24 protein-coding genes, 1 tRNA gene and 2 riboswitches are annotated in these 25,706 nt (G+C 65.1%); of the genes, 5 read left to right on the forward strand and 20 right to left on the reverse strand.

The window, feature by feature from the left end; translation table 11 throughout:
• Positions 1–119: 119 nt before the first annotated feature.
• Together BM275_RS05845 and BM275_RS05850 are read left to right on the forward strand one after the other, a co-directional pair.
• Positions 120–209 (forward strand) — tRNA-Ser (locus tag BM275_RS05845).
• 260 nt (positions 210–469) lie between these two features.
• Positions 470–742: a DUF1652 domain-containing protein gene (locus BM275_RS05850; protein ID WP_041013998.1), complete on the forward strand. Its 273-nt coding sequence runs from the start codon at positions 470–472 to the stop codon at positions 740–742.
• Here BM275_RS05850 and BM275_RS05855 read toward each other — a convergent pair.
• The 3 genes from BM275_RS05855 to glnT form a co-directional block, all read right to left on the reverse strand.
• On the reverse strand, positions 717–1,367 hold the full coding sequence (locus BM275_RS05855) for a TetR family transcriptional regulator (protein ID WP_090519913.1): 651 nt from the start codon (positions 1,365–1,367) through the stop codon (positions 717–719). The two genes, BM275_RS05850 and BM275_RS05855, sit on opposite strands and share 26 nt — an antisense overlap.
• 103 nt (positions 1,368–1,470) lie before the next feature.
• On the reverse strand, positions 1,471–2,544 hold the full coding sequence (locus BM275_RS05860; RefSeq protein ID WP_090519918.1) for a putative urea ABC transporter substrate-binding protein: 1,074 nt from the start codon (positions 2,542–2,544) through the stop codon (positions 1,471–1,473).
• 22 nt (positions 2,545–2,566) lie between these two features.
• A complete protein-coding gene (gene glnT / locus BM275_RS05865) occupies positions 2,567–3,931 on the reverse strand; it encodes a type III glutamate--ammonia ligase (protein ID WP_090519923.1) in 1,365 nt (454 codons plus the stop codon).
• Positions 3,932–4,076: 145 nt separating this feature from the next.
• Between glnT and BM275_RS05870 the strand changes: the two genes are divergently transcribed.
• The gene (locus tag BM275_RS05870) at positions 4,077–5,099 is read left to right on the forward strand and encodes an alpha/beta fold hydrolase (RefSeq protein WP_044314909.1); all 1,023 of its coding nucleotides are present in this window, start codon (positions 4,077–4,079) and stop codon (positions 5,097–5,099) included.
• Positions 5,100–5,102: 3 nt separating this feature from the next.
• Here the strand turns inward: BM275_RS05870 and BM275_RS05875 are convergent, their stop codons facing one another.
• The 11 genes from BM275_RS05875 to BM275_RS05925 are packed head-to-tail and all read right to left on the reverse strand — an operon-like array spanning position 5,103 to position 14,307.
• The gene (locus BM275_RS05875; protein ID WP_014820355.1) at positions 5,103–5,942 is read right to left on the reverse strand and encodes an ABC transporter ATP-binding protein; all 840 of its coding nucleotides are present in this window, start codon (positions 5,940–5,942) and stop codon (positions 5,103–5,105) included.
• A 2-nt stretch (positions 5,943–5,944) separates the two neighbouring features.
• Positions 5,945–6,823, reverse strand: coding sequence for an ABC transporter permease (locus BM275_RS05880; protein ID WP_090519925.1), 879 nt, complete (start codon positions 6,821–6,823; stop codon positions 5,945–5,947).
• Positions 6,820–7,629, reverse strand: a complete 810-nt coding sequence (locus BM275_RS05885) for a hypothetical protein (protein WP_090519927.1) — start codon at positions 7,627–7,629, stop codon at positions 6,820–6,822. Before BM275_RS05885 ends, BM275_RS05880 begins: the two co-directional genes overlap by 4 nt.
• Positions 7,626–8,408, reverse strand: coding sequence for an N-acyl homoserine lactonase family protein (locus BM275_RS05890; RefSeq protein ID WP_090519930.1), 783 nt, complete (start codon positions 8,406–8,408; stop codon positions 7,626–7,628). The genes BM275_RS05885 and BM275_RS05890 overlap by 4 nt, the downstream gene beginning before the upstream one ends.
• Positions 8,405–9,058, reverse strand: a complete 654-nt coding sequence (locus tag BM275_RS05895) for a cysteine hydrolase family protein (protein ID WP_090519934.1) — start codon at positions 9,056–9,058, stop codon at positions 8,405–8,407. Before BM275_RS05895 ends, BM275_RS05890 begins: the two co-directional genes overlap by 4 nt.
• Entirely contained in the window at positions 9,055–9,816 is a 762-nt protein-coding gene (locus BM275_RS05900; protein WP_090519937.1) for a creatininase, read from the reverse strand. The genes BM275_RS05895 and BM275_RS05900 overlap by 4 nt, the downstream gene beginning before the upstream one ends.
• Positions 9,813–10,697 carry a DMT family transporter gene (locus tag BM275_RS05905; protein ID WP_090519940.1) on the reverse strand — a complete coding sequence of 295 codons (885 nt, stop codon included), beginning with the start codon at positions 10,695–10,697 and terminating at the stop codon, positions 9,813–9,815. Before BM275_RS05905 ends, BM275_RS05900 begins: the two co-directional genes overlap by 4 nt.
• Entirely contained in the window at positions 10,694–11,449 is a 756-nt protein-coding gene (locus tag BM275_RS05910; RefSeq protein ID WP_090519943.1) for an SDR family NAD(P)-dependent oxidoreductase, read from the reverse strand. The genes BM275_RS05905 and BM275_RS05910 overlap by 4 nt, the downstream gene beginning before the upstream one ends.
• Entirely contained in the window at positions 11,449–12,237 is a 789-nt protein-coding gene (locus BM275_RS05915) for an SDR family NAD(P)-dependent oxidoreductase (RefSeq protein ID WP_090519946.1), read from the reverse strand. The genes BM275_RS05910 and BM275_RS05915 overlap by 1 nt, the downstream gene beginning before the upstream one ends.
• A gap of 1 nt (position 12,238) precedes the next feature.
• On the reverse strand, positions 12,239–13,261 hold the full coding sequence (locus tag BM275_RS05920) for a fatty acid desaturase family protein (RefSeq protein WP_090519950.1): 1,023 nt from the start codon (positions 13,259–13,261) through the stop codon (positions 12,239–12,241).
• A 44-nt stretch (positions 13,262–13,305) separates the two neighbouring features.
• Positions 13,306–14,307, reverse strand: a complete 1,002-nt coding sequence (locus BM275_RS05925; RefSeq protein ID WP_090519953.1) for an ABC transporter substrate-binding protein — start codon at positions 14,305–14,307, stop codon at positions 13,306–13,308.
• Between the two features lie 49 nt (positions 14,308–14,356).
• A riboswitch (guanidine-I (ykkC/yxkD leader) is annotated at positions 14,357–14,459 on the reverse strand.
• A 200-nt stretch (positions 14,460–14,659) separates the two neighbouring features.
• On the opposite strand from BM275_RS05925, the gene BM275_RS22040 reads away from it, so the two are divergent.
• A complete protein-coding gene (locus BM275_RS22040) occupies positions 14,660–14,875 on the forward strand; it encodes a small membrane protein YohP (RefSeq protein WP_139229569.1) in 216 nt (71 codons plus the stop codon).
• 79 nt (positions 14,876–14,954) lie between these two features.
• Positions 14,955–16,232 carry a mechanosensitive ion channel family protein gene (locus BM275_RS05930; protein WP_244153857.1) on the forward strand — a complete coding sequence of 426 codons (1,278 nt, stop codon included), beginning with the start codon at positions 14,955–14,957 and terminating at the stop codon, positions 16,230–16,232.
• 31 nt (positions 16,233–16,263) lie between these two features.
• Here the strand turns inward: BM275_RS05930 and atzF are convergent, their stop codons facing one another.
• The 6 genes from atzF to BM275_RS05960 all read right to left on the reverse strand — a co-directional run bounded on the left by atzF (position 16,264) and on the right by BM275_RS05960 (position 25,307).
• A complete protein-coding gene (gene atzF, locus BM275_RS05935) occupies positions 16,264–18,066 on the reverse strand; it encodes an allophanate hydrolase (protein ID WP_090519961.1) in 1,803 nt (600 codons plus the stop codon).
• Positions 18,067–18,368: 302 nt separating this feature from the next.
• A complete protein-coding gene (gene uca / locus BM275_RS05940; protein WP_090519966.1) occupies positions 18,369–22,073 on the reverse strand; it encodes an urea carboxylase in 3,705 nt (1,234 codons plus the stop codon).
• A 158-nt stretch (positions 22,074–22,231) separates the two neighbouring features.
• Entirely contained in the window at positions 22,232–22,867 is a 636-nt protein-coding gene (locus BM275_RS05945) for an urea amidolyase associated protein UAAP2 (protein ID WP_090519970.1), read from the reverse strand.
• Positions 22,868–22,880: 13 nt separating this feature from the next.
• Positions 22,881–23,609 (reverse strand): urea amidolyase associated protein UAAP1, encoded by a 729-nt coding sequence (locus BM275_RS05950; protein ID WP_090519972.1) that lies wholly within the window; start codon positions 23,607–23,609, stop codon positions 22,881–22,883.
• Position 23,610: 1 nt separating this feature from the next.
• A complete protein-coding gene (locus BM275_RS05955; protein ID WP_244153859.1) occupies positions 23,611–24,495 on the reverse strand; it encodes an ABC transporter ATP-binding protein in 885 nt (294 codons plus the stop codon).
• Positions 24,492–25,307 carry an ABC transporter permease gene (locus BM275_RS05960; protein WP_090519973.1) on the reverse strand — a complete coding sequence of 272 codons (816 nt, stop codon included), beginning with the start codon at positions 25,305–25,307 and terminating at the stop codon, positions 24,492–24,494. The genes BM275_RS05955 and BM275_RS05960 overlap by 4 nt, the downstream gene beginning before the upstream one ends.
• Positions 25,308–25,477: 170 nt before the next feature.
• A riboswitch (guanidine-I (ykkC/yxkD leader) is annotated at positions 25,478–25,577 on the reverse strand.
• Positions 25,578–25,706 lie beyond the last annotated feature (129 nt).

The following is a 25,706-nucleotide window of genomic DNA, read 5'->3' on the forward strand; positions in this document are numbered from 1 at the left end:
CCTTGGATGAATTCAAGCCTGAGACGATTTGTCCCGGATCATAACAGAGGCAAGTTGGATGCCTAGCATCAGTGTTTGACAGTGTATTTCTATCCGGTACTATTGCGCCCGCTTTATCCGGAAGTGTGGCCGAGTGGTTGAAGGCAGCGGTCTTGAAAACCGCCGAAGGGGAGACCCTTCCCAGAGTTCGAATCTCTGCGCTTCCGCCATCTGCAATCCTGAAGGCCCCGATTACGGGGCCTTCAGCGTTTCTGCGGTACGGAAAACGAGTGCGGATGTTGCCAGGACCGGCGAATGTCAGGCTGCAGTTCCATTGCGTAGGCTGCCCGCGCGACTTCCTGCAACATCCGTAGGGCAAGTTTTGCTCTGACAGTGTCGACGCACGTTGTGCTGCAGTTGGCACTTGCCAGCCAGAGCGATGGCGAAAGCCACTGCTAGAATCCGCCGCCTGACAAATGGAGTTGTCATCATGAAGCGATTCAGGCAACCGGAGGCATTTGCCCTGGTTCAACAATATTTCGAACCGCTGCTGTTCAGCGCGCGGATGGATTCGCCCTCGACCATCCGCGTGCTGTTAGTCGATGAAGCGGCAGGCGAGTCGCTCTTGCTCACCGGTTTGCCGTGCCGGCTATCGCTTTCCCGCGCCGAGATCACCGGGCTGATCAATACCATCGATCTGGACGCCGCCGCGCTGCGGCCGGCACTGCTGAGCAAGCTCAAGCGCCCTCGCTTGCTTGGCTAGTCACTGAGGATGGAGCGTGCGACGTCACCAGCGCCAACAGATTGCTCGCCATGAAGGGCGTCTGCTCCCTGAGCGAAAACAGCTTGGGTGACAGCAACCAGGTGTGGGTGATGCCCATCAGGCTCGAATAGAGCAGCAGCGCTAGCGATCGTGGGGATTGGCGGTTGCCGGTGCCAGGGGTTTGCTGACTTCGCTCGACGAGCGCCTCCAGCAGCTGGACCATGTCGCGGGTCAGCTTGCGTTCACGCTTCAATGTGCTGGCCATCTGTGTCGTGAGTTCGGTCTTGTTCAGCAGGATCTCGAAAGACTGGCGATACCAGCGGTCCTCGAGCAACAGCCGAAACCAGTCGTCGATGAAGTGCTCGAGCGCGACAAGCGGCTCGTCGGCCAGCTTTCGGCTGCGGGCGATGAGCTGCTCCAGCGGTGCCTGGGAGTAGGCCAGGACCGCTTCGTACAGTTCGTCCTTGCTTTTGAAATGCCAGTAGATCGGGCCGCGGCTGAAGCCGGCGCTGTCGGCGATCATCGCCAGCGTGGTGTTCGAGTAACCGTTGCGGCTGAACAATTCCAGCGCTGCGGCAATGATCTTCAGACGGGTCTGTTCGGCGTCTTCTTTGGTCCGGCGCATGTGGGGCCTCAGATGATGCGCGGTGGCTCAGCCAGAACGCGCTGTGCGACAGCGCGCCGTGGCTGATGAAACGGGCGCGTGGCGCCCGTCAGGGGCTGAGGATTCAGAGTTTTCCGTCCGCGGCCATTTGCATGTAGGTGGTATCGAAGCGCAGTTTGACGTTGGCGTCCGAGCCCATCAACTTGCCGCCAGGCATGGCGATGCCGATAAAGTCTACCGAGTCCGCACCGTCGCCCAGCAGACCGTGGTCGAAGGAGAACCTGCGCACGCTGTCCATGGCCTGATACGCCTCGTGGCTGTTGATGAACGCGAGCGAGTCGGCAGGCTTCCAGAACATCTTCATGCCTTTGAGCTGGCTTTCGTACCCGGCCTGATCGGTTCCGGAGGCCTGGCCCAGCGAGGCACGCGCCTTGGCGCCTTCCTCGGTGTCGCTTTCCAGGATCGCCATCACCTCATACCAGGCGCCAACCACGGCTTTGCCGAAATCAGGGTTGTCGGCCAGGGTTTCGCTGTTGACGATGGTCAGGTCCTTGATGTGGCCGGGGATCTGGCTGGAGTCGAAGGTGCGGTGCGCACCGGGCGTGGCGGCGACTTCGTCGAGCAGAGGGTTCCATGTCACGACATTGCGCACCTCGTCCGTACTGAATGCGGCGACCAGATCGGCGTCCGAGGTGTTGACCACCTGTACGTCGCGCTCGCTCATGCCGACGCTATCGAGCGCCTGGGCCAGCAGGTAATGTGAAACCGACAGCTCGACCAGATGGATCTGCTGATCCTTGAGGCTCTTCAGGTCGGCGCTGTCCTTCATCACCATCCCGTCGTTGCCGTTGGAATAGTCACCGACGATCAGTGCCGTGGTATCGATGCCTCCGGCTGCCGGAATCGACAGCGCATCCATGCTGGTGGCGACCACCCCGTCGAACTGGCCGGCGCTGTACTGGTTGATCGACTCGACGTAGTCGTTGACCTGGGTGATGTTCACTTCGATCCCGTACTTGTCGGCCCACTTCTTCATGATTCCCGACTCATCCGCATACTTCCATGGCATCCAGCCGGCGTAGATGGTCCAGGCAATATCGAAGCTTTTCTTTTCCTCGGCCTGCGCGGCAAAAGGCGAAAGGGCTGCAAAGATCACGGCGCCGGCACAGAGTGCCCGCTTGAACGTATTGGCTTGCATGGTGAATCTCCTTTTCATCGAGTCAGAAGAATTTCAGATAGCGCTGGATTTCCCAGTCGGAAACATGGGTGTGGTAGGCATTCCATTCGTCGCGCTTGTAGTCGACGAAGGCTTCATACATCGCATCGCCGAACACCTGGCGCGACAGCGGATCGGCCTCGAACGCGTCGATGGCTTCGCTGAGGGTGCGCGGCAGGGTCTCGATGCCCATGTCCGCGACGTCCTTTTCGCTGTAGTCGTACATGTTCTCGCGGTGCGGCTGGCCCGGTTCGAGCTTGTCGCGGATGCCTTCAAGGCCGGCGGCAAGGATCATCGCGGCGCCGAGATAGGGGTTGCAGCCGATATCCGCGGCGCGGCATTCGACCCGCGCGCCCTGGGACGGAATGCGCAGCATATTGGTGCGGTTGTTGTTGCCGTAGCAGACGAACACCGGCGCCCAGGTCGAGCCGGACATGGCGCCCTTGCGGATCAGCCGCTTGTAGCTGTTCACCGTTGGCGCGATGACCGCGCAGATCGCCTTGGCGTGTTTCAGCACGCCGGCGATGAAGTGATAAGCGAGCGGGGTGACGCCGCAGCCATGAGGGTCTTCGCCATCCACTTCGAAGAGGTTCTTGCCCGAGGCCAGATCGGCCAATGACATGTTGTAGTGCGCACCGCTGCCGGTGCGTTGCGCCGAGGGCTTGGGCATGAAGGTGGCGAAGGCGCCGTGCTTGCGGGCGATCTCGTTGGCCATCATGCGGAAGAACACGAACCGGTCGGCCATGGTCAGCGCGTCGGCGTACTTGAAGTCGGTTTCGAACTGGCCGTTGGCGTCTTCATGGTCGAACGAGTACACGCCCCAGCCCATCTCGTTCATGGCTTCCACCAGCTCATCGATCACCGGCAGGTTGTCCATCAACAGGCGCGGGTCGTAGCAGGGCTTGGCCGCGGTATCACGATCACTGAGCGGGGCAAAGCCGCCGTCCGGGGTGTCCTTGTAGAGGAAGAACTCGGTCTCGATGCCCAGATTGAAGCTGTAGCCCATCTCGGCCGCAGCGTCGGTCTGGCGCTTGAGAATGCCGCGCGAGCAGGCGTCGAACGGCTTGCCGTCCAGGTAGAGGTCACTGGCGAACCAGGCCAGGCTGCGGTTCCAGCTGCACTGTGTGGCGCTGGCTGGATCGGGCATCGCCGCCACTTCGTTATCGCTGATCTGCTGCGGCACGCCGTCCAACGCAGCACCGGTGTACAGCTCGGAACCGCGAAGCATCTGCCCCAGGTGGTCGAGCGGAACGAACTTGCCTTTGATCACGCCGTGCATGTCGACGTAGCTGGCCATGGCGTACTTCACGCCCTTGTCCTGCAGCCGCTGTTTCAGCTCCTCGACGGAGGAGAGTGGGAAGCTGGTCATCTGCTTGCGCTCCTTGGAGTCATGAGTGGCGGCGCTTGGCACCGCTGGCACGATTCCTTCATCCAATATACATGCCAGCGTGTATAGAAACGGGCTACGTCTGGTGCCACTGCTTGCCCGTTTCGCCGATGTGGGAGTCATGCAGATGCTTGAAATAAAAAGGGAAAAGAAATTTTTCGCGCTGGGCGAAATAAGCCTGGAAAGCGGCGAGCGATTGCGTAATGCACGCATTTGCTATCAGGTAATAGGCACGCCGAACCGGGCGCGAGACAACCTGGTGCTGATTCCGAGCTACTACGGCGGCACACATTGGGGCAGCCTGCCCCTGCTTGGTGCGGAGGGGCCACTGGCAGGCGGCGATTACTGCGTGGTGCTGACCAACCTGTTCGGCGCCGGCTGGTCGACTTCGCCGAGCAACGCGGCGCCAGGGCAGGAAGGTGCGGACTTTCCACAGGTGAGCCTGCTGGACAATGTGCACGCACAGAAGGCCTTGCTCGACCGGCTGTTCGGTGACGACTGGCAGCTCGCCCTGGTGACGGGCTGGTCCATGGGCGGCATGCAGACGCTGTTCTGGGCGATGGCCTATCCCGAGCGGATGCGCGCCATCCTGCCGTTCTGCTGCACGGCGCGCTGCTGGCCGCACAACCGGGTGTTTCTCGAAGGGGTGAAGGCGGCGCTGTGTGCCGACGCGGCCTGGCAGGGCGGTCGCTACGCCACGCCGCCGGAACGCGGCCTGCGTGCCTTTGGCCGCGTCTATGCCGGCTGGGCCTATTCCCAGGCTTTCTATCGCCACGAGCTTTGGCGCGAGCTGGGCTTCGAGAGCCTGGAGGCGCTGCTCGACTACTGGGAGCGGGACCATTTGGAGCAGGACGCCAACGACCTGCTCTGCGTGCTGAACACCTGGCAATCGGCCGACCCGGCCCGCAGTTTCGGCGGTGGCTCGCTGGCCGAAGCGCTGGGTCGCATCCGCGCGCGGTCCATCCTAATGCCCGGCAGTACAGACCTGTATTTCACCGTCGAGGACGCGCGGCACGAGGCATCGCTGAGCCCAGGTGCTGAGCTGCGGGTGCTCGAATCGGACTGGGGCCATTGCGCCGGTGGGCCGGGCCGCAGCGCGCCGGCCATGCAGCAGGTGTTCGCGGTAATGGCCGAGTTGCTCGGCCGCTAGCCTTCAGCCGGCCACGGCGCTGAGTTTGGCCAGTTGCTCGAGGTCGGTCTGCATGCCGGACGTCTCGCGGATGCGGGCGAGGATTTCGCGCTTGAGCTCGGTGAATTCGGGCGCGAGCTTCATGTCCTGATGGCGCTGGGCCGGCAGCGGCACCTCGTAGATGGAGTCGATGCGCCCGGGCCTCGGCGCCATCAGCACGATGCGGCTGCCCAGATAGATGGCTTCCTCGACATCGTGGGTGACGAACAGGATGGTGCTCTTTTCCAGCCTGTGCACATGGCGGATGAGGTCGTGCATGACCTCACGCGTCTGCGCATCCAGCGCACCGAACGGCTCGTCCATCAGCAGCGTCGCGGGCTTGGGCAGCAAGGCGCGGGCAATGGCAACGCGTTGCTGCATGCCGCCGGAGAGCTGGCTGGGGTAGGCATCGGCGAAGCGCGTCAGACCCATCAGGTTGAGCAGGGCATCGGCGCGGCCGGCGGCGGACTCCACGTCTCCATCGTGGCGCACGGTATCGCCGATCACCTTGAGCTGGCGGCAGAACTTGATGTTCTGCATCACCGTCAGCCAGGGGTAGAGGCTGTAGTGCTGGAAGACCATGGCGCGGTCGACGCCGGGGCCGTCGATGGGCCTGCCGTCGAGCAGGATCTCGCCGCGACTCAGCGTCTCCAAGCCGGCGATGATGCGCAGCAGGGTGGACTTGCCGCAGCCCGAGGCGCCGACGAAGGTGACGAACTCGTTGGGCTGGATGTCCAGGTCGATCGACTGCAGCGCCTGCACCTCGCGGCGCTCGCTAACAAAGGTCTTGCCGACCTGACGGACACGAATCTTGGCATCGGACATGGTCATTTCCTCATCCAGGGAAAGGCGCGGCGGTGCAACCAGCGGAAGGCCTGATCGGTGAGTAGGCCGATTAGGCCGATCAGCAGGATGCCGGCGAAGATCTTGTCGGTGTGCATGTAGCGCTGCGCCTTGAGGATGGCGTAGCCGAGGCCGGAGTTGGCCGCGACCAGTTCGGCCACCACCAGGTATGTCCAGGCCCAGCCGCAGGTGATGCGCAGGGTGTCGAGCAGCGCCGGTTTGGCCGACGGCAGGATCACCAGCTTGACGATCTCGCTGCGGTTGGCCCCCATGGTCTGCGCCGCCTCGATCTGCGCCATGGGCACGCGGCGCACATCCTCGGCGACCATCAGCACCATCTGGAAAAAGGTGCCGATGAAGATGATCAGCACCTTGGAGCCTTCGTCGATGCCGACCCAGAGCATCACCAGCGGAATGAACGCCACTGCGGGCATGTAGCGGATGAAGTCGGTGAGCGGTTCGAGAAAGGCCTGCACCGGCCGGTAGGTGCCGATGTACAGCCCCAGCGGCAAGGCGATCAGCGCCGAGGCGCCGAAGCCCGCCATGACCCGCCAGACGCTGATGCCGATGTCCCCCAGCAGCCCTTCGCTTGTCCACCAGCGGCCGATGCGTTCGAGCACCGCGCCGGGGCTGGGCATGAACATTGGGTCGGCGAGGCCGAGCGCCGTCCACAGCCACCAGATGACGAAGGGCAGGCTCAGCCCGGCGCCGGTGAGTAGCCAGGCGCTGCGCCGGGATATCTCGCCGCGAATGCGCCAGAAACTGCTCTTGCGCACCACCTGTTCGGCCGTTGCGGCCGGTGTTGCCGTGTGTCGCTGCTGCGCGGCGGTGGCAGCGGAGGAAATGCTGATCTGCGCTGTCATGCGGGAACCTCCTGTGAAACGGTGGGCACATCGAGTTCAACGCGTTGCCAGCCACCAGCTGCCGGATAACGACCAAGCGCGGCGAGGTCAGCAGTCGGCAAGCTGGTGGGGTCGGCGAAGTTCCAGTAGCTCGACAACAGGGCGTCGCCGACGCGGCCGGGGAGCGTCGAGTGGGTGATTTGCCAGGGTGTTGCGCCATTGCGGTGGTGGCCGAAGGACAGCTCGCACGCCAGCAACTGTGGCCGCAGCGCGGGGCTGACGGCGGCCAGTTGGTCACGCAGATATCCTGTGCTGGCCGGCAGCAGAATCGGCCGCTCGGCAGCGAACAGGAAGTAGTCGCCCGCTACCAGCAGACAGGCCTGGCGGGCTGGCTGCTCCGCTGCGCGCAGCCAGATGCCCCAGCTGCGCCCCTGCGACTCCGGTAGGCGCTGCCAGATTTCGTGGTAGCTGCCGTCGAGCCCGTCCTCCAGCAGCCGCTCCGGGGTCTCGAAGTGCATCAGGCCGATATCCGCATGTCCGCCCGGCGGCTGGAAGTCGATCAGCCGATGCCACTGGCAGATATCGCCGTTGACCTCGGTGACGCCGGCGAAGCCAGCCTGCTCGCTCAGGGCCAGCTGCTGGGCATGGCTGCAGGTTTCTAGCGAGGCGGCTGGCGGCAGCGCTTGCGGCCGCGGCAGGCGCAGGTCGGCGTGCAGGCTGGCGGTTTGCAGCCAGTACACCTCGCTGGTTTCGTCACGCAAGCCGGCCGTGGTGGTCAGCAGGCGCCGGCGCCACACGCCAAGATAGGCATCGGGAACGCTCTTCATGCGTGGTACTCCGGAAAGCGTTTGAGGGTGCGCCAGAAGGCCATGTCGTGATTCGGCCAGATTGCGGCGTCGGTTTCGGCAGCGGTGGCCTTGAGCTTGCGGATGCTGGCCAACGCCAGGTCTTCGCGGTCCTGCCAGCAGAGGCCGGGCGCGACTTCGTCGACCAGGTTCTCGCTCAGGTCCGCAGCGTCCCCGGCGAGAATCACCGGCTTGCCGTGCGGCAGTTCGATAAGCAGCGACATGTGGCCGGCGGTGTGCCCGGGGGTATTGATCGCCCGCAGTCCGGGCAGCAGCTCGTACTCGTCGCGCTGCAGCTTCCAGCGATGTTCGCCGGCAAAGTCATCGGTGAAGTAGGCGTCGTCCGCCTGGGCGCGGGCGGCGGCGAGCTCCGCTTCATGCACATGCACATCGCAGCCGCACAGTTCGCACAGGCCACCGGCGTGATCGAAATGCAGATGGCTGAGGAACACGAGATCAATATCGGCGGGGGACAGCCCACGTCGGTCCAGATGGGCGGGCAGACGCTGCTCCTCGGTCATCTCGGGCGGTCCCATGGGAAACTCCACTGGATCGAACCAGCGCGCACGCAGTTGCGGATCGCTGAGCTTGGCGTAGTCGCAGCCGACGTCGAACAGCACGCGACCCTGTCGGGTTTCGATTAGGAAGGCGAGGATCGGTGCATCGATCAGCGTGCCCTGGCCGCGATTGCGGGTGGAAATCGACTTGTCATAGCGATGCGTGGCGGTCAGCAGTGGCCAGAGCTTCAGCACATCGGTCATGCGGCACGCTCCAGACGCCGGAGCAGGCTGGCGCTGTCGGTCACGCTGCCGAACAGCCCACCTTCGACCTCGATCATCGCCAGCGCAGCTGCATGCAGTTGCGGGGCGGACGAGGCGCAGGCATCGCTGACGGTCAGGCAGTCGAAGCCAAGGTCGATGGCCTGGCGCAGCGTCGAAGACACGCAGACCTCGGTAGTCACGCCGGTCAGGATCAGCCGCTCGATGCCGCGGCGGCGCAGGATCAGTTCGAGATCGGTATGGGCGAAAGCGCTGTAGCCCGGCTTGTCGATCACCGGCTCGCCGGCGCGCGGTTGCAGCTCGTCGATCAGGTCATGGCCGAATTCGCCGCGCACCAGCAGGCGGCCGAGGGGGCCGGGGCTGCCGATGGGAGCGCCGGTGGCCTGGGCGCGGCGGCGTTTGGGCTCGGGCAGGTCGGAAAGATCCGGTCGATGGCCTTCACGGGTGTGCACCACCAGCATGCCCACGCCGCGCGCGCGATCCAGCAGCGCCTGGATCGCCGGGATCGGCGCGCGCAGGCGGCTGACGTCCATGCCGGCCTGGTCGGCGTAACCGCCCAGGGCGCAGAAGTCGCGCTGCATGTCGATCACCAGCAGCGCCGTGCGCTGGGGGTGCAGGTCTTTCAGGCTCACAGGGCAAACTCCTTGCACACCGCGGTGGCGATGCCGTCGACGATGTCTTCGGCCAGCCGCTGGCCTTTCGCCGCGCTGGAGCCCTTGGCCGAGGACAGCACGCCGGAAGGCGGTACCCACTGGGTACGGGTGGGATACATGTCGTAGGGCGGGAAGTCCGCCGGGGCGTCGTCTGGAATCTTCTCCAGCGCGACCAGCTGCGGATGGAAGTACAGCATCAGCGAGGTCTCGATCACCGCAGCGTGCTCCAGGGCGAAGCCGGGGAATCCATCGGGGAAGACATCGGTCAGGGTCTGCTCGCGGCAGAAGTCCCAGTGTTCCAGACGCATCACTTCCAGCCCGGCGCCCGGTCCGAGGTCGCGCAGCGCCAGCTGGATGCCTTCGGCGACGAACCATTGGTTCTCGTAATGGCCGAGCACCAGCACCAGGCGGCGCACGCCGTGGCGGTGGAACTCCCGCACGGCGTCGCGCACCAGAGCGCTCAAGGTCGCGCCATCCAGGCTCGTGGTGCCGCAGAAGTGCTGGCCGCCGCCGCATTTCGGTTGCGACTTGTAGCCGTATGACAGCGCCGGTGCCACCAGACCGCCGACCCGCGCCGCCACGTCGGCGCTGATGGCGCTGGCCAGCAGCGCGTCGGTGCCCAGCGGCAGGTGCGGGCCATGCTGCTCGGTGGCGCCGCAGGGCAGGAAGACCACGGCGCCTTCACCGATGCGACGCTCGTAATCGACCCAGCTCAGTTGATCCATGTGCACGCTCATGCGCAGCTGCTCCTTGTTGCATTGGGAAGGGGACGTTCGGGCCAGCCGGCGATCAGCGCGGCGGTGGTGATCAGGGCGGCGCCGAGCCATTCGTTCGGGCCGATGGCGTGGTTGCCGAACCAGGCCGAAGACAACACCGCGGCGATCAGCTCGAACACCACCAGCACCGCGGCGCGGCCGGCCTCAAGATGAGTGAGGCCGTACTGCACGGCGGCCATGCTGACCAGCCAGCCGAGGGCGAGCAGGGCGATCTGCCAGGTCAGGGTCAGATCCAGCGTTGGTATTGATTGACGAAACAGTAGGCAGAACAGTCCGCCAAGCAGCGCGCTACCGATGAAACTAACCAGCGCCTTGCTCGCCAGCGGCACCTGGTCGGCGGCGCGGGTGGCCAGGTTGTTGAGGCTGAAGGCGAGGCCGGCGGATAGCGCCAGCCAGTCATTCGCGCCTGGCGCGTCCAGGGCTTCGCCAGTGATGCCGAGGGTCAGGCCTATGCCGAGCATTGCCAGCCCCAGAGCGAAAAGCCGTGTGCCGCTGAGGCGTTCGCCGAGCAGCAGCCAGCCGCCGACCATCGCCCACACCGGCGCCAGATAGAACAGCAGCATCACTCGCACCACGTTTCCGTCGGCCAGGGCGGTGACCAGTGCCGCGGTGGCCCAGCCGCCGCACAGGCCCATGGTGAGGACCTGGCGATACTGGCTCGCCCACTGCCGGCGCTGCTGCCAGAGCACCGGTAGCGCCAGGAGGCTGAGTAGAGAATAGGTCAGCAGCACCAGCGGCATGCCGGCCAGGCCGCGGGCAGCGAAGAACTGCAGTGGCAGCCAGCCCAGGCCCCACATGATGGCGCCGCCGATCAGCATCCCCTGTGGCATAAGGCTGTTCATGCGCCCATCCAGGAGCCGCCATTGGGCCCGAGCAGCTGTCCGGTGAAATAGCTCGCCTGCGGCGAAAGCAGGAAGACGATGGCCGCCGCGACTTCCTCCGGCGTACCCAGGCGCGCCATGGGAATCGCCAGCTCCTTGGCCATCCACTCGTCGCTCATATGCTCCGGGCTGACCATCGCCGTGGCGATGGGGCCGGGCGCGACGCCGTTGATGCGGATGCCGTCTGCAGCGAATTCGCGGGCCAGCGAGCGGGTCAGGCCGATCACCCCGGCCTTGGCCGTGCAGTAGGCAACGTACTGTTCGCGGCCGAGAAAGCCGAGGTCCGAGGCGACATTGACGATGGCGCCGCTGCGCCGCGGCTGCATCTGTGCCAGCGCATGGCGACAGCAGCGGTAGACGCCGGCGAGGTCGACGCCCAGCACCCTTGCCCAGTCGGCCTCGCTGGTTTCGAGAAAGGGCTTTTCCAGGATCACCCCGGCGTTGTTGACCAGCAGATCCAGCGGTCCCTGCGCCTCGATGGTCTCGAACATTGCCGCGACTGCGGCCGGATCGCTGACATCGGCCTCGATGGCCCAGGCGCAGCCGCCGTTGGCGATGATCTGCTCGACCACTCGTTCCGCCAAATCGTGTTGATCGCGATGGTTGATCCAGACCCGCGCGCCTTCGGCGGCCAGCGCGAGTGCGGTGGCACGGCCGATACCGGTCGCTGCGCCGGTGACCAGAGCGGTCTGCCCGGTAAGGATGGCAGCCATCAGTGCATCACCTCGCCGTGGCTGACCGACAGCGCCTGGCCGGTCAGGGCGGCGGCCAGTGGCGAGCCGAGAAACAGGAAGGTGCCGCCCAGATCCGCAGGCGTCAGCAGCTCCGGGATGGCCTGGTTGGCGAGGATCGTCGCCAGTTCGGCGCTGTCGCTGCGGCCGTTGGCGTCGGCCATCAGCTGCAGCGAGCGCATGGCCGCATCGGTGGCGATCCAGCCGGGGCATACCGCGTTCACCCGGATGCGCCGCGGCCCGAGTTCCCAGGCCAGAGAGCGGGTCAGGCCGACCACTGCGTGCTTGCTGGCGACATAGGCGGAAAAGCCCGGCACGCCTTTCAGACCCCAGATCGAGGCCTGGTTGATCACGCTGGCGCCGGCACGCAGGCGTGGCAGCAACGCGCGGGTCAGGCGTTGCATGGAGCCGACGTTGTTCTCCAGCAGGGTCGACCAGCGCTGATCGGCCTCGAAGCTGCACTCATCCAGCGGCGTGGCGTATTCGACGCCGGCGTTGTTGACCAGCACATCGGCATTGAGGCCGCGGCAGGCGAGGTCATCGGCGTACTGCTGCACCGCCTGGCGATCACCGAGGTCCAGTGCGGTGCAGTGCAGCGGCGTCTCGTCAGCGAGTTCGTCGGCGAGCCGGGCGAGGTCTTCGGCGTCACGATCGAGCAGCTCCAGAGTGGCGCCGGCAGCGGCGAAACTCTGCGCCAGGCCACGGCCGATGCCCCCGGCGGCGCCGGTGATGACCACGCAGCGGCCGCGGTAATCCAGTGCCTTGTGCATATCACACCGCCGTCAGGAAGGAGACGCCCACGGCGCCGTAGAAGTTGTCGGCCTTGTGCGGCCCTTCGCTGACCACACCGTAGTCATCGTCCAGCACGCGGCGTACGCGGTAGCGGTGGAAGCTGCCGAGCAGCTTGCGCATCGGAATCACCTGGTTGTAGGTGCTGCCGTACAGCTCGGCGTGCAGCTTGGGCAGGCGATACCAGGGCGCCACCGGCTTTTCGTGGTGGGCGTTGTGGAAGGAGAAGTTGAGCAGCAGCAGGTTCAGCGCCGGCCAGCGCTCGGAAACCACGTTGCTGTAGGTGTTCTGCTGCTCGTAGCTGCGGTCGCGGCGCTTGTCCTCCGGCAGCTTGCCACCGTCCTCCAGCACGGCGAAGGCTTTGTAGGTGTGCTGATAGGCATCGGCGAAACGCAGCACGCTGAGCATGATCATCCAGGCCACTGCGTAGAGCAGCACGGCCTTCAGCGAGAACACCGCGAGCCCGGCAAAAAGCAGTGTGCGGATGGCCAGCACAGCGGCTACCTTGCCACGGCGGGCGCGGTGCTTGTCGTTGTCGGTGATAAAGGGCAGGGCGATCACGTAGAAGTGCATGATCAGTTCCACCGCCGGCACATAGGCCCATTCCAGCGCCAGCACCAGCTTCTGGAACCACAAGGGGCGTGCCTTGAGGAAGGCCTTACTGTCGAAGGTGATCACGTCGGCGCGGTCGACGTGGTGGCGCATGTGTTTCTTGCGCAGGTCCTGAAACTCGGCGTAGCAACTGCCGCACAGCCAGCTGCAGACGTTGCCGGCCCATTCATTGTGCTTGGGCACGCTGAAAATGGCGCCGTGGGCGAATTCGTGGATCAGGTAGGCCGCGATGATCATTCCGTGGGCCAGCAGCAACGTGCCCAGCGCGTTCAGCCAGCCATTCGGGGCGAGCAGCAGGGCCAGGCCGCCGCCGTAGGCGAGTGCGGTATAGAGGATCGCCAGGGTATTTGGGACGCGGCCATCGGCGTAGCGGTACAGAGGTTTGGCAGTCATGGTGTTCTCCAGCACAGGCGGGCTCCGGCCCGCCCGGCGTCGGCTTACTGGGCGAGCGCTTCGGTGAACTGGGCGTCGTAGGTGTGGCTGAAATCGGGGATGCTCGGGATCTGCCCGTTGTCCTTGAGCAGCTTGGCGATGATCGCGCCGCTGCCATGGAAGGAATGGGTGTCGTCACCTGGCGTGAAGCTCTTGCCCATCTCGTCGAGTGGGATGTTGTAGGCGCCGGCCATCTGCTCGACGGCTTCTTCGGCGCTGACGCCGAGCACCTCGCCGATGATCTCAGCCGACTCCTCGGGGTGCGCCTGCATGTAGGCCAGGCCGTCGAGATAGCCCTGGATCATTGACTTGATGGCAGCGGGCTTCTTGGCGATCACCGCCTCGTCGAATGCCAGAACGTCGGTGATCAGGCCTGGCGCGTCCTTGGACGAATAGACCACCTTGAACTTGTCGCCGCCGCCCATGGAGAGAATCTGCGAGACGTTGGGTTCGTAGGTCACGCCGACCGGCAGATTGCCCGAGGCCATGGCGCCGGGAATGCCTTCCGGGGTCATGTTGACGGCGTCGATGTCCTTGTCGCTCATGCCGTTCTGTTGCAGCGCATAAGCCAGCAGGAAGTCCGACGGCGACAGCGGGTTGAAGCCGACCTTCTTGCCCTTGAAGTCGGCGACCGACTGAATCGAAGCATCGGCGACGATGGCGTCACCGCCGTTGGAGAAGTCGATGGGCATCACCACCCGATGCTTCAAGCCCTTGGCGACCGAGGCCACAACCTGGTCGTAGGTGAGCATGCCGCCGTCCAGCGCGCGGCTGAGCATGGCGGTGGGGATCAGCGCCGGGTCGTTGAAGAATTGCAGGTCCACGTCCAGGCCATGGGGCTTGAACAGGTCTTTCTTGTCGGCGACGTAGAAGGGGCCGTAACCGGCCCAGACCACAGTGCCGATCTTCAGCTTCTCGGCGGCCTGGCTGGCCAACGGTGAAATCAAGGTCGCAACGGCGAGGCCGGCGGCGAGGAGGGTCTTGTTCAGCGAGCGCAGTGTGGACATGGCGTGATTTCCCTACACATTGGAATGACAAGGCACGGGATGACATCGCGTCTCCCGGGCTTTTATCCCTCCGTGTAGTCCCGTCCCTGGGACCGGAGAACTCTCGGACCAGCGCCCACTCCCTGTGAGCCGGAACCCTAGTTCTCCTTGAAGCTGCTCCTGTGTTTGTGCCAAGCGTCATGAGTGCCGGTGGCGACTCATCCCGTTCACTTGGGATAGAGCAGGTTGCGTGCCAGTTGCCGTGCAAGCTCGGCAAGCCAGCGTGGTACGGCGCGTGCGGTGCGGCACGAGGCTTTTCGTTGAGCGGCGGGCATGCTCGGATGCAGGTCAATTTCTGAAAGGGCGCTCCCGAATGGTGCTGCGGCGCGTCTTAATGATGATCGGGATAGAGTCGCGAGATGTACTGGTCGGCGAAAACCTTGAACGATGGAGGTACCTGCCAGTCGGAACTGATGAACTCACGAAGAACGGGAGCCATCACATGCTGAAGTTTCTAGGTAGCACCATTGGCATCATCTTTCTGATCGGCCTGATCGTCGTGATCGGCCTGTTCGCGCTGGTCTTCTGATAAACCGCGGACGCACCCTGGGTCGCAGATTGCACATCGGTCGGCCCAGGGCTGCGCTCTTCTCGCAACATCTCTTCCCATGACTCGACTGATGCGTTTGCCGCTGGCCCTGCTAATGGCGCTGCTCGTGCTGTCCTTGCCATTGCCGGCAATGGCGCAGGTGGATGATGGTTTGGCGACGGTGCGGCTCGACGGCCGCGCGCTGTTTCGTCTTGGCGGAACCGAGGAGCTGGAGGCGCGCCTGCGGGCTCGGCAGATAGAGCGGCAATTGCTGACGGTCTTGGAAACCCCGCAGGGCATCAGCAGGGCGCGCATCACTCCGGCCGCGGAGAACGACGATGCGCGCGAGGTGACCATGGCCGGGCGCATCCTGATGTTGGTCACCGAAGAGGATGCCGAGGCTAACGGCATAACGCTGGAGGCGCAGGCGCGCGAGTGGGCGTCGGTTCTCGAAACTGCGCTGGTGCAGGCCAGCACACGGCGGACCTCCGAGCGTGCGCGCTTTGTGACCGATGTGCGCGGCAGTGTCGACACCGCTTTCGCCCGGCTGCTGGAAGCGGCCATCAGCATCGTGCCGCGGGCACTGGCGGCGCTTCTGGTGATCGGCGTGTTCTGGGCCCTGGCGGCCGGCGTGCGGGGGCTGACGCGGATCATTTCCGAGCGGTTGGTGCGCGATCGTACGGTCGAGAACCTGATCAAGCAGGTCAGCTACTACACCGTCTGGCTGCTGGGCCTGATCGTCGCGGCCACCGCTTTCGGACTGGAACCCAGCACGTTGGCGACTGGCCTCGGCCTGACCAGTCTGGCCCTCGGTTTTGCGCTGAAGGACATTCTCTCCAACTTCGTCAGCGGCCTGCTGATCCTCACGCTGCGGCCGTTCAAACTCGGCGATCAGATCGTCATCGGCGAAACCGAGGGCACCGTCGAACGTATCGAACTGCGTGCCACCCAGATACGCACCTACGATGGTCGCCGTGTGCTGGTGCCCAATGCCGAGACCTTCACCTCGCGGGTGACCAACAACACAGCTGCTCCGGTGCGCCGTGCCAAGGTGTTGTGTCACCTGGGATATGAGGTCGAGGTGGCTCAGGTGATGGCACTGCTGAACGCGGCGGCCCTGGAAACCGAAGGGGTGATCGATACGCCGCCACCCCTCGTTGTATTGCTGGAACTGCGTGCTGATGGCCTGACGTTCCAGCTCAATTTCTGGTGCGACTCGAGGCGGTCCGACTTCATGCAGACTGCCTCGCGGGTGCGTATCCGTGTCATACGTGCTCTGCGCGACGCAGCCGTGGCATTACCGGACCCGGGCACTAGTACCGTTAGGCTTCTGGACGATCCGCCCGAACAGTCGTGATCACCAGAAGAGAAAGCTGCGTGGCAGTGCTTCAGTCGCGGCTGGCCAGCCAGGCCTTCCAGCCGCCGAAGTGGGTGATGTCCTCGGCGCCGTCAAGGCCGTAAGCATCGCAGATAAACCCGGTTTCCCAGCGCCCGTCTTCTAGCTCCACCTTGCCCAGGCCCAGCGGCGCTGGGATGCCGGTGAGGAACGAGCCCAGCTCGCTGCTGGGGATGTCCCAGACTTCCACGGCGATGGCCGCCCCACCCTCGGCGACGCGCACCATCCCCGGGCGTAACAGCGGGCCGCCGGCCAGGGCGTAGAGCTTGTACGCGGCGCTGCTGGTGGTTGCCTCCAGCAGCCGACCGCCGCGCTGGCGAAGTTGCCAGTTCAGCGACAGGCCATCGAGGTGCGCGCCGCAGACCACCACTCTCGTCCGGTCGTTGCGCGCCGGATTCTGCGGGGCAGGTGTTGTGATCGCATTGCTGCCCACCAGGGCCAGGCCGGTCCGGCGTTGCAGTGCATCGGCCAGGCTCAGCAGGTACTGGTCGGTGAACACACGGCCAAACAGCGTCACGCCCCAGGGCAGCTCGTTCTCCATAACGCCGGCAGGTACAGCCACGGCGGCGTAATCCAGCATGTTCATGAAGTTGGTGTAGTAGCCCAGGTCCGAGTTGCGCTTGACCGGTTCGGCGTGAAGCTCGGCGAGCGTCACCGGGCGCGGGTACGCGGGCGTCAGTACGCAATCGACCTCGGTCATGATCCGGTCGCAAATGGCCTTCAGCTGCTGCAGGCGGTATTGCGCTTCGAACAGCTGCACGGCGGTGGTGCCCGGTGCCTTTTCCAGTACCGCCTTTATCACCGGCAGGACGGCGTCGGGTTGCTGCTCGATCAGCTCGCCCGCCACGCTGTAGCGTTCGGCGACCCAGGGGCCTTCGTAGAGCAGGCGTGCAGCTTCGAGGAAGGGGGCGAAGTCCACTTCCACCGGCTCGCCGCCAATGGCTTTCAGGTTTTCGATGGTGGCGGCGAACAGCGCCGGGCTTTCCTGGCAGCCGAGAAACTCCGGGTTCTTCCGCACGCCGAAGCGGAAGGCTTTCACCCGGCCGAAGGCCGAGCCGTCGTTCCACAGCGGGTTGGCGCGGCTGTACTCGTCGCGCGGATCGAGCCTGGCGGTGAGCGCCAGCAGCTGACTGGCTTCGGCGGCGCTGGCAGTGAAGAAGGTCACGCAATCCAGCGTGCGGCAGGCTGGCACCACCCCGGCGGTGGAGATCAGCCCCTTGCTCGCCTTCAGCCCAACCAGGTTGTTCAGCGCAGCCGGCACCCGGCCAGAGCCGGCGGTATCGGTACCCAGCGCGAAGCTCGCCAGCCCCAGCGCCACGGCCAGCGACGAGCCGGCGCTGGAGCCGCCGGAGGGGTAGTCCGGGTGCACCGAGTTGCGGCACTCGCCGTAGGGCGAGCGGGTGCCGTTGAGGCCGGTGGCGAATTGGTCGAGGTTGGTCTTACCTAGCGGCACGGCACCGAGGGCGATCAGCTGCTCGACGATGGTGGCGCTGGTTTCCGGTGTATAGGCAAAGGCGGGGCAGGCAGCGGTGGTGGGGATGCCGGCCAGGTCGATGTTGTCCTTGATGGCGAAGGGGATGCCGTAGAGCGGTAGCTCGGCGGGCGTCTTGCTCTCCAGTGCGGCCAGGTAGGGCTCGAGTTCTTCGGCGTTCAGCAGGTGGATAAACGCGTTGAACTCGCCGTTCAGTTCAGCGGCCTTGGCGCGCAGTTTGAGGATCAGCTGGCGCGGGGTCGTGGTGCCGGCTTCATAGGCATTGCTCAGCGTGTCGAGGCGAAGATCGAAATGGGTCGTCATGGTGGGCTTCCTCTGTGGCGGGCCTGGTCTGTTCGGGCGGTCGGGATTCAGGTCAGGCTGGCGGCCCTTTCCCCTCACCCCAGCCCTCTCTCCAAAAGTGCGAGGGGTTGGTCCGGTGTTGCTGATGGTCTTTTGGTCCGGCGTTGCTTTCGTACCGCAGGCGCTGAGAGTTCGTTACGCGGCTCATGGCAATGCGCGAGCTGCGTCGATGTCCAGACCCCCGCGCCCGCGCCGAACCGGTCCCCTCTCCCTGAGGGAGAGGGCTAGGGTGAGGGGGAAATGGTCGGCAAAGACCACAGCTCTCAAACCTCCTCGATCACCACCACCCGTTGGCCGGCGCGCACCGGAGAGCCGGGTTGCACACGGATGTCCTTCACCACCCCGGCGACCGGAGCGATGAGCGGAATTTCCATCTTCATGCTCTCAAGGATCACCAGCACGTCGCCGGCAGCCACGCGCGCGCCCTCGGCCACCGACACCTGCCAGAGATTGCCGGCGATATGGCTTTCGATGCCGTGCTCACCGGCGCCAAGCGGGGTGTCTTCACCGAGATCGGCCGCTACTTCCTCGCTCTCGAAATGCGCCAGCCCCGATTCGATCCAGCGCTGGCGCTCGGCGTCGAAGGCGGCGCGCTGCTGGCTGCGGAAGGCCTCGATGCCTTCGGCTTCCTTGACCAAGAAATCCTGGTAGTCGGAGAGGCACAGCTCGGTCTCCTCGATCTTCAGCGGGTAGCGGCCCAGCGGGAAGTCGCGGCGAATCTGCGTCAGCTCCTCGGCCGAGACCGGGTAGAAACGGATCTGGTCGAAGAAGCGCAGCAGCCAGGGCTGGCCGCCGAACGCCTCGAGCGCGCGGTAGCGGTTCCACATCTGCAGGGTGCGGCCAACGAACTGGTAACCGCCGGGGCCTTCCATGCCGTAGACGCACATGTAGGCGCCGCCGATGCCCACCGAGTTCTCGGCGGTCCAGGTGCGCGCCGGGTTGTACTTGGTGGTGACCAGGCGATGCCGCGGGTCGAGCGGGGTGGCCACCGGCGCGCCGAGGTAGACGTCGCCCAGGCCCATCACCAGATAGCTGGCCTCGAACACCGTGCGGTACACCTCGTCGAGGTTCGGCAGGTCGTTGATGCGACGAATGAACTCCAGATTGCTCGGGCACCAGGGCGCGTCCTTGCGCACCGTGGTCATGTACTTCTCGATCGCCAGCTGGCAAGCCGGGTCGTCCCAGGACAGCGGCAGGTGGACGATGCGCGAGGGGACTTTGAGATCCTGCGCGGCGCACACTGCGTCCCACAGCCCGGCGACGGTCTCCAGCAGCACGGCCAGCGGCAGGGTTTCCGGCAGGTAGTGGACCTGCAGCGAACGGATGCCGGGTGTGAGGTCGATGACGCCGTCGAGTCCCTTGGCTTCCAACGCCTGCATCAGCGCATGGCCGCGGAAGCGCAGCACCAAGTCCAGTTCCGGCGCGCCGATTTCTAGCAGCAGATGGGTGTCGCCGGAGAGTCGGGCGACCAGACGGGTGTCGTCCTGGCCGAGGTCGAGGACGATGGGGGAGGTGAGCGCATATTCCGCAGACTGCGCGTAAATGCCCACTCTCCCTCCGGGAGAGGGCTGGGGTGAGGGGCTTTTGCTGTCGGTTGAAACAGCCCTCACCACGATCGCGGGCCGCCCCGGCCCCTCTCCCGGAGGGAGAGGGGAGACAAGCGCGCACTCTTCGCGCCGGGCTCTTGCCAGCTCCCGCGCTGTGGCGATATCAACCGGGACAAAGCGCACTTTGTCCCCTGCCTTAAGCTGCCCGAGCTGCCACAGGTCCGCCTCGATAATGGTCACTGGACAGACAAACCCCCCCAGGCTCGGGCCGTCGGGGCCGAGGATCACCGGCATGTCGCCGGTGAAGTCCACCGCGCCGATGGCGTAGGGGTTGTCGTGGATATTCGACGGGTGCAGCCCGGCCTCGCCGCCGCTCTCGCGCACCCACTCGGGCTTCGGGCCTATGAGACGCACGCCGGTGCGGCTGGAGTTGAAGTGCACTTCCCAGTCGGTGGCGAAGAAGCGCTCGATATAGCCTTCGGTGAAGTATTCCGGCGCACCGTGGGGGCCGTAGATCACGCGAATTTCGCGCACCGCCGGCAGGGCGCTGCACAGCTCGGCGGCCAGCGTGGCGCCGGCAGACGAGTCGGTCAGTGGTGCCAGATGCAGCACGTCGCCGGAACGCAGGGCGCGGCCGCCGTGGCCGCCGAACTGGCCGAGGGTAAAGGTGCTCTTGCTGCCCAGATACTCCGGCACCTGCAGACCGCCGCGCGCGCACAGATACGACCGCGCACCGGCGCCGGCAATGGTGCCGATCGTCAGGGTGCTGCCGGCCGGGATGAACAGCGCAGTGCTCATCGGCTGCGGCACGTCATCCAGCTTCAACGGTATTTCCGCGCCGGTCACCGCCACCACCGCGTCGGTGTTGAAGCGCAGGATCGGCCCGCTCATGGTGATTTCCAGCCCGGCGGCGTCTTCGGCGTTGCCGAGCAGGGCATTGCCCAGACGCAGGGCGCGGCTGTCCATCGGGCCGGACGGCGGCACGCCTACCGCCCAGTAGCCGAGGCGGCCGGGGAAGTCCTGTACCGTGGTCAGGGTGCCGGCGCTGATAACCTCGAAGGTATTGGCCTTGTAGCTGAGACCCTCCAAGCAGCGGGTCCAGGGGTTGCCGCTGGCGAACGGGGTAAAGGCAAGGATCTGGCGCAGGTAATCGCGGTTGGTTTCCACGCCGTAGAGCAGGGTGTCGCCGAGCGCCTCGTCAAGCGCTTGGCGAGCCTCCTCGCGGCTCGGCGCCCAGGTGATGACCTTGGCGATCATCGGGTCGAAATACGGCGGGATCTCGCAGCCAGCCTCGACCCAGGTATCGACGCGCAGGGCCTTGCCGTCGGCTGCCGGGAAGCTCGCGGCGGTGAGCAAGCCGGGACTCGGCTGGAAATCCCGGCCCGGGTCTTCGGCGTAGACGCGCGCCTGGATCGAATGCCCGCTGGGCTTCAGCATCCTGGTCAGCTCCGCCAGCGGCGGCAGGTCGCCGGCGGCCAGCTCGATCATCCAGCGCACCAGATCGACGCCCCAGACCTGCTCGGTGACGCCGTGCTCGACCTGCAGGCGGGTGTTCACCTCGAGGAAGTAGAAGCGCTGGGCCTCGGCGTCGTAGACGAACTCGACGGTGCCGGCGCTGCGGTAGTCGATGGCCTTGGCCAGCGTGATAGCCGCTTCGCATAGTGCCTCGACCATGCCGGCCGGCAGGTTCGGTGCCGGAGTTTCCTCCAGCACCTTCTGGTTGCGCCGCTGCACCGAGCAGTCGCGCACGCCGAGGGCGATGACGTCGCCGGCACCATCGCCGAACACCTGCACTTCCAGATGGCGGGCGCGCTCGATGTATTTCTCGATGAATACGCCCGAATCGCTGAAGTTGTTCTGCCCCAGGCGCTTGACCGCGTCGAAGGCCTCGGCGAGTTCCGCCGTCGAGCGGCACACGCGCATGCCGATGCCGCCACCGCCGGCGGTGCTTTTCAGCATCACCGGGTAGCCGACCTGCTCGGCTGCGCCGAGGGCATCGGAAAGGCTGTCGAGCAGCTCAGTGCCCTCCAGCATCGGTACGCCGCGTTGTTTGGCCAGGGCGCGGGCGGTGTGCTTCAGGCCAAACACCCGCAGCTGTTCTGGCGTCGGGCCGACAAAGGCGATGCCGGCGGCTTCACAGGCTTCGGCAAAGGCGGCGTTCTCGGAGAGAAAGCCGTAGCCGGGGTGAATGGCTTTCGCGCCGGTTTCCCGGGCGATGCGGAGAATCTTCTCCACCACCAGATAGGTCTGCGCTGCCGGGCCTTCGCCCAGGCTGTGGGCCTCGTCGGCCTGCTGGATATGCAGGCTGGCGGCGTCGGCCTCGGAGTAGACGGCCACGCCTTTCACATCCAAGGCGCGCAGCGTACGCAGGATGCGGCAGGCAATGGCGCCGCGGTTGGCGATCAGAAGTTTGTCGAACATGTTCAGTAACCCTCGAAGGGCTGGCGGGCCGTCCCGCCTTTATTCATCTGCGCCACGGCCGTCCGTGGTTGGGGAGGGTTGCTTCGCTGTCGGCAGCTCGGGCCGCTGCCCGGCGCGCGCCTGCAGCAGCGGCAGCAGGTGGCGTCGTAACAGCGCCATCAGTCCCACACCAGCACCTCGGCAGGCGTCGGGTTCCAGCCGTTGCAGGGGTTGTTCAGTTGCGGGCAGTTGGAGATCAGCACGATCACGTCCTGATCGGCCTTGAGCTCCACGTACTTGCCCGGTGCGGAAAGGCCGTCGTCGAAGGTCAGGCCGCCCTCTGGCGTCACCGGAACGTTCATGAAAAAGTTGATGTTGGCGCCGATGTCGCGCTTCTCCAGACGGCCGTCGTGCAGGCTGGCGCGCAGAAAATTGTCACGACAGCTGTGCATGTAGCGCTTGTCCAGGGCGTAGCGCACCACGTTGCTCTCCTGGGCGCAGGCACCGCCGAGGGTGTCGTGGCGACCACAGGTGTCAGCGACGATGGTCAGCAACGGGTTGCCGAGGTTGGAATACAACACCGTGCCGGCGGTGAGGTAGACCTTGTTCTGCCGGCGCAGGGTGCGCTGCGGGTCGAAGCGTTCGCGCGGGTTCTTCGCGCTAAAGAACAACGTGTCGATGGCTTGATTGCCCTCGACATCCAGCAAGCGCAGGGTCTGTCCGGCCTTCACTTCGAACAGGTACGGCTCGCCAGCCGGGATCAGGTGGCGGAAGCTGGCGGTTTCGGGGGGCAGGCTGCTTTCTACGATGGTCATGTCGGCAACCTCCTCAGATGTAGAGTCGTTCGGTGTTGTGGAAGCCGCGGCCGTTCTCCGGACGCGAAGTGCGGCAGAGCACGCTGATGCCATCGCTCTCGACCTTGTGCCAGCTCAGCTGCACCGGTTTGGGTGCGTACAGCGGATTGGGGTCCAGCGGATGCTGCAAGGCGGTGAGGATCACCAGGGTGTCCATTGGCGCGTACAGTTCGATGTAGTCGCCCGCTTTGGAATTGCCGCTGTGGAAGGCAAAGGTGCCGTCGGCGGTGACGTCCACCCGACTGAACAGATTGAGCACCATGAGCAGGTCCTGCAGGTTGAGGTTCCACTTGCCCATTTCCACCAGCAGGTTGTCGGTGCCATTGCGGAAGAAGCCGTTGCGCAGTTCCTGATAGCGGCCCTGGCCGTATTTCTCGGCGACTTCATCGGCGTTCAGCACGCCGCCAAAGCTGTCGTGCCAGCCGCAGGTGTCGGCGGTGATGGCAGCGAGTACGCGGCCCATGTCCGAGTACAGGCAATGCCCGGCGGTGAGCTTGGCGGTGTGCTGGCCCTTGAGGGTATCCGGCAGGTTCAGCCGCTCGCTCTTCTCCTGGGCGTTGAGCAGCATCAGGCTGACGTTGGCGCCGCCTTCGAGATCGGTCAGACGCAGCAGTTGGCCCCGCTTGAGGACGAAGGAGGTGTGGCCGCCGCCGGGAACGGTTTCCTCGTACAGCGTGGGGCGGATCGCGAGTGAAGCACTCATGTCAGGCTCCTTGGTAGGCAGTTCGGAATTTCTCGCTGAGGGTGGCCGGCAGGGGAGCGGCCGCACCGGCCGCGTGGCGGCCCTCATGCAAGGGAATGTCGTAGGTCACTCGTGCGCCATAGGCGCCCGGGGCGTGGGGGTCGATGCGCGGCTTGTCGAACACCAGGATGCGGCTGCCGAGGGTGAAGCCTTCCGAGAGGTCATGGGTGACCATGAACACCGTCAGCCGTGTTTCCCGCCACAGCTCCAGCAGCAGCTCATGCATGTCCTTGCGAATGCCGGGGTCGAGGGCGCCGAAGGGCTCGTCCAGCAACAGCACGCGGGGCTTCATCACCAGCGCCTGGGCGATGGCCAGTCGCTGTTGCATGCCGCCGGACAACTGCGCCGGGTACTTGTCCAGCGCATGGCCGAGGCCGACCTTGTGCAGCATCTGCGCGGCCTGCTCACGGGCATCGTGCTTGCGGCGTCCGAGCAGACGACCCAGCAGCGGGGCGCGCGGCAGTTCCAGGCCGAGGGCGACGTTGTCCAGTACGGTCAGGTGCGGAAATACCGAATAGCGCTGAAAGACCACACCGCGGCTGGCATCCGGTTCGTTTGCCAGCGGCTGGCCATCAAGCAGGATCTCGCCGCGGCTGGGCGCTTCCTGGCCGAGCAGCAGCCGCAAAAAGGTGGATTTGCCGCAACCGGAGGCACCGACCAGCGTGCAGAACTCGCCTTCGGCGATGTTCAGTTTCAGGCGCTCCAGCACGACCTGATCGCCGTACTGCTGCCAGACGTTCTTCACCTGAATGAAGGAGCCGGGGTCGCCGCCTGCGCGAGTCCCTGGTTGCGTTGTGCATTGGCTCGACTGTGCGGCAACGGGTGCCTTGGCGTTGTTCTCGCTCATGCCTTGGCTCCTTCATACCAGGGGAACAGCAGCTGGGTCAGGCGCCGCAGCAGGTAGTCCATGGCCCAGGCCAGTAGGGTGATCCAGGCGACATAGGGCAGGATCACGTCCATCGCCATGTAGCGACGCACGAGAAAGATGCGGTAGCCCAGGCCATCGGTGGAGGCGATGGCTTCGGCGGCGATGAGGAACAGCCAGGCCGAACCGAGCACCAGGCGCAGGCTGATCAGCAGGCGCGGCATCAGCTGCGGCAGGACCAGGCGCAGGATCAGGGTCCAGGTGTTGGCGCCCAAGGTTTGCGCCTTGATCAGCAGCTCGTGGGGGATTTCTCGTGCTCGGTGTTCAAGGTCACGAGCCAGGATCGGCGTGATACCGATGACGATCAGCATCACCTTGGACAGTTCACCCAGGCCGAAGACGATGAACAGGATCGGCAGGATCGCCAGCGGTGGCACCATCGACAGCACCGTGAGCAACGGCGAGAGCGGCGCGCTGAACAGCGGCAGGGTGCCGGCAACGATACCCAGGCACAGGCCGGCCACTGCCGCGATGGCAAGCCCGGTGCCGAGGCGCTTGAGGCTGGAGGCGGTGTCCTGCCAGAACAGATAGTCGCCGGAGCGTTTGTCGGGGGTGAAAGCGAGGCGTTCGACGGCTGCGCTCATCTGGCCGAAGCTGGGCAGCAACTTGTCGTTGGGGTTCAGTTCCAGGCGCTGGGCCGAGTTGGTCAGGTACAGCGCCAGCAGCAGGGCGAAGGGCAGAATTGCCAGTGCCAACCAGCCGCTACGTCCGGGAGTGCGGTTGATCAGACGCATGGGCAGATGCCCCGTGCAACGGCCGCGGCAACAGGTGGAATACTGTGAAGTTCGGGTGCGGCAGAGGCCCTGGCACAAGGCAGAGCGGAGAACGGCAAAGCCGTTTCGAGCGGGCACATGGCAAACCCTCCAGTGTTGGGAATAGCGCAGGAGCTGCGTGCAATCACGCTGTCTCCCGGGCTTTTATCCCGCCGTGTAACCTCGCTGGAGGTCGCCAACTCTCGGACCAGCCACTCACGTCAACGAGTCGGAACCCTAGTCAGCTATTTCAAATTGTCTTCGCAGGTGCAGCAGCTTTCTTCGCAAAGGATGCAAAGCAAGAGCGATGCCAATGCACAAAAATCGCGCGCTGCAGGCGTCGTGGGGAAGGGTGGCACTAGGGGGATGCCCTGTTTTGGG

Origin of the sequence: Stutzerimonas kunmingensis, assembly GCF_900114065.1 — a bacterium.
Taxonomy (GTDB): Bacteria; Pseudomonadota; Gammaproteobacteria; order Pseudomonadales; family Pseudomonadaceae; genus Stutzerimonas; species Stutzerimonas kunmingensis.

Excerpts from the sequence above, each read along its gene's own strand:
- uca (WP_090519966.1), bottom strand. The coding sequence starts at position 22,073 with ATGTTCGACAAACTTCTGATCGCCAACCGCGGCGCCATTGCCTGCCGC.
- BM275_RS05925 (WP_090519953.1), bottom strand. The coding sequence starts at position 14,307 with ATGTCCACACTGCGCTCGCTGAACAAGACCCTCCTCGCCGCCGGCCTC.
- BM275_RS05860 (WP_090519918.1), bottom strand. The coding sequence starts at position 2,544 with ATGCAAGCCAATACGTTCAAGCGGGCACTCTGTGCCGGCGCCGTGATC.
- BM275_RS05900 (WP_090519937.1), bottom strand. The coding sequence starts at position 9,816 with ATGAGCGTGCACATGGATCAACTGAGCTGGGTCGATTACGAGCGTCGC.
- BM275_RS05915 (WP_090519946.1), bottom strand. The coding sequence starts at position 12,237 with ATGCACAAGGCACTGGATTACCGCGGCCGCTGCGTGGTCATCACCGGC.
- BM275_RS05855 (WP_090519913.1), bottom strand. The coding sequence starts at position 1,367 with ATGCGCCGGACCAAAGAAGACGCCGAACAGACCCGTCTGAAGATCATT.
- BM275_RS05910 (WP_090519943.1), bottom strand. The coding sequence starts at position 11,449 with ATGGCTGCCATCCTTACCGGGCAGACCGCTCTGGTCACCGGCGCAGCG.
- BM275_RS05905 (WP_090519940.1), bottom strand. The coding sequence starts at position 10,697 with ATGAACAGCCTTATGCCACAGGGGATGCTGATCGGCGGCGCCATCATG.
- BM275_RS05955 (WP_244153859.1), bottom strand. The coding sequence starts at position 24,495 with ATGAGCGAGAACAACGCCAAGGCACCCGTTGCCGCACAGTCGAGCCAA.
- BM275_RS05920 (WP_090519950.1), bottom strand. The coding sequence starts at position 13,261 with ATGACTGCCAAACCTCTGTACCGCTACGCCGATGGCCGCGTCCCAAAT.
- BM275_RS05870 (WP_044314909.1), top strand. The coding sequence starts at position 4,077 with ATGCTTGAAATAAAAAGGGAAAAGAAATTTTTCGCGCTGGGCGAAATA.
- BM275_RS05960 (WP_090519973.1), bottom strand. The coding sequence starts at position 25,307 with ATGCGTCTGATCAACCGCACTCCCGGACGTAGCGGCTGGTTGGCACTG.
- BM275_RS05945 (WP_090519970.1), bottom strand. The coding sequence starts at position 22,867 with ATGACCATCGTAGAAAGCAGCCTGCCCCCCGAAACCGCCAGCTTCCGC.
- BM275_RS05875 (WP_014820355.1), bottom strand. The coding sequence starts at position 5,942 with ATGTCCGATGCCAAGATTCGTGTCCGTCAGGTCGGCAAGACCTTTGTT.
- glnT (WP_090519923.1), bottom strand. The coding sequence starts at position 3,931 with ATGACCAGCTTCCCACTCTCCTCCGTCGAGGAGCTGAAACAGCGGCTG.
- BM275_RS22040 (WP_139229569.1), top strand. The coding sequence starts at position 14,660 with ATGGTGCTGCGGCGCGTCTTAATGATGATCGGGATAGAGTCGCGAGAT.
- BM275_RS05880 (WP_090519925.1), bottom strand. The coding sequence starts at position 6,823 with ATGACAGCGCAGATCAGCATTTCCTCCGCTGCCACCGCCGCGCAGCAG.
- BM275_RS05890 (WP_090519930.1), bottom strand. The coding sequence starts at position 8,408 with ATGACCGATGTGCTGAAGCTCTGGCCACTGCTGACCGCCACGCATCGC.
- atzF (WP_090519961.1), bottom strand. The coding sequence starts at position 18,066 with ATGACGACCCATTTCGATCTTCGCCTCGACACGCTGAGCAATGCCTAT.
- BM275_RS05885 (WP_090519927.1), bottom strand. The coding sequence starts at position 7,629 with ATGAAGAGCGTTCCCGATGCCTATCTTGGCGTGTGGCGCCGGCGCCTG.
- BM275_RS05950 (WP_090519972.1), bottom strand. The coding sequence starts at position 23,609 with ATGAGTGCTTCACTCGCGATCCGCCCCACGCTGTACGAGGAAACCGTT.
- BM275_RS05930 (WP_244153857.1), top strand. The coding sequence starts at position 14,955 with ATGACTCGACTGATGCGTTTGCCGCTGGCCCTGCTAATGGCGCTGCTC.
- BM275_RS05850 (WP_041013998.1), top strand. The coding sequence starts at position 470 with ATGAAGCGATTCAGGCAACCGGAGGCATTTGCCCTGGTTCAACAATAT.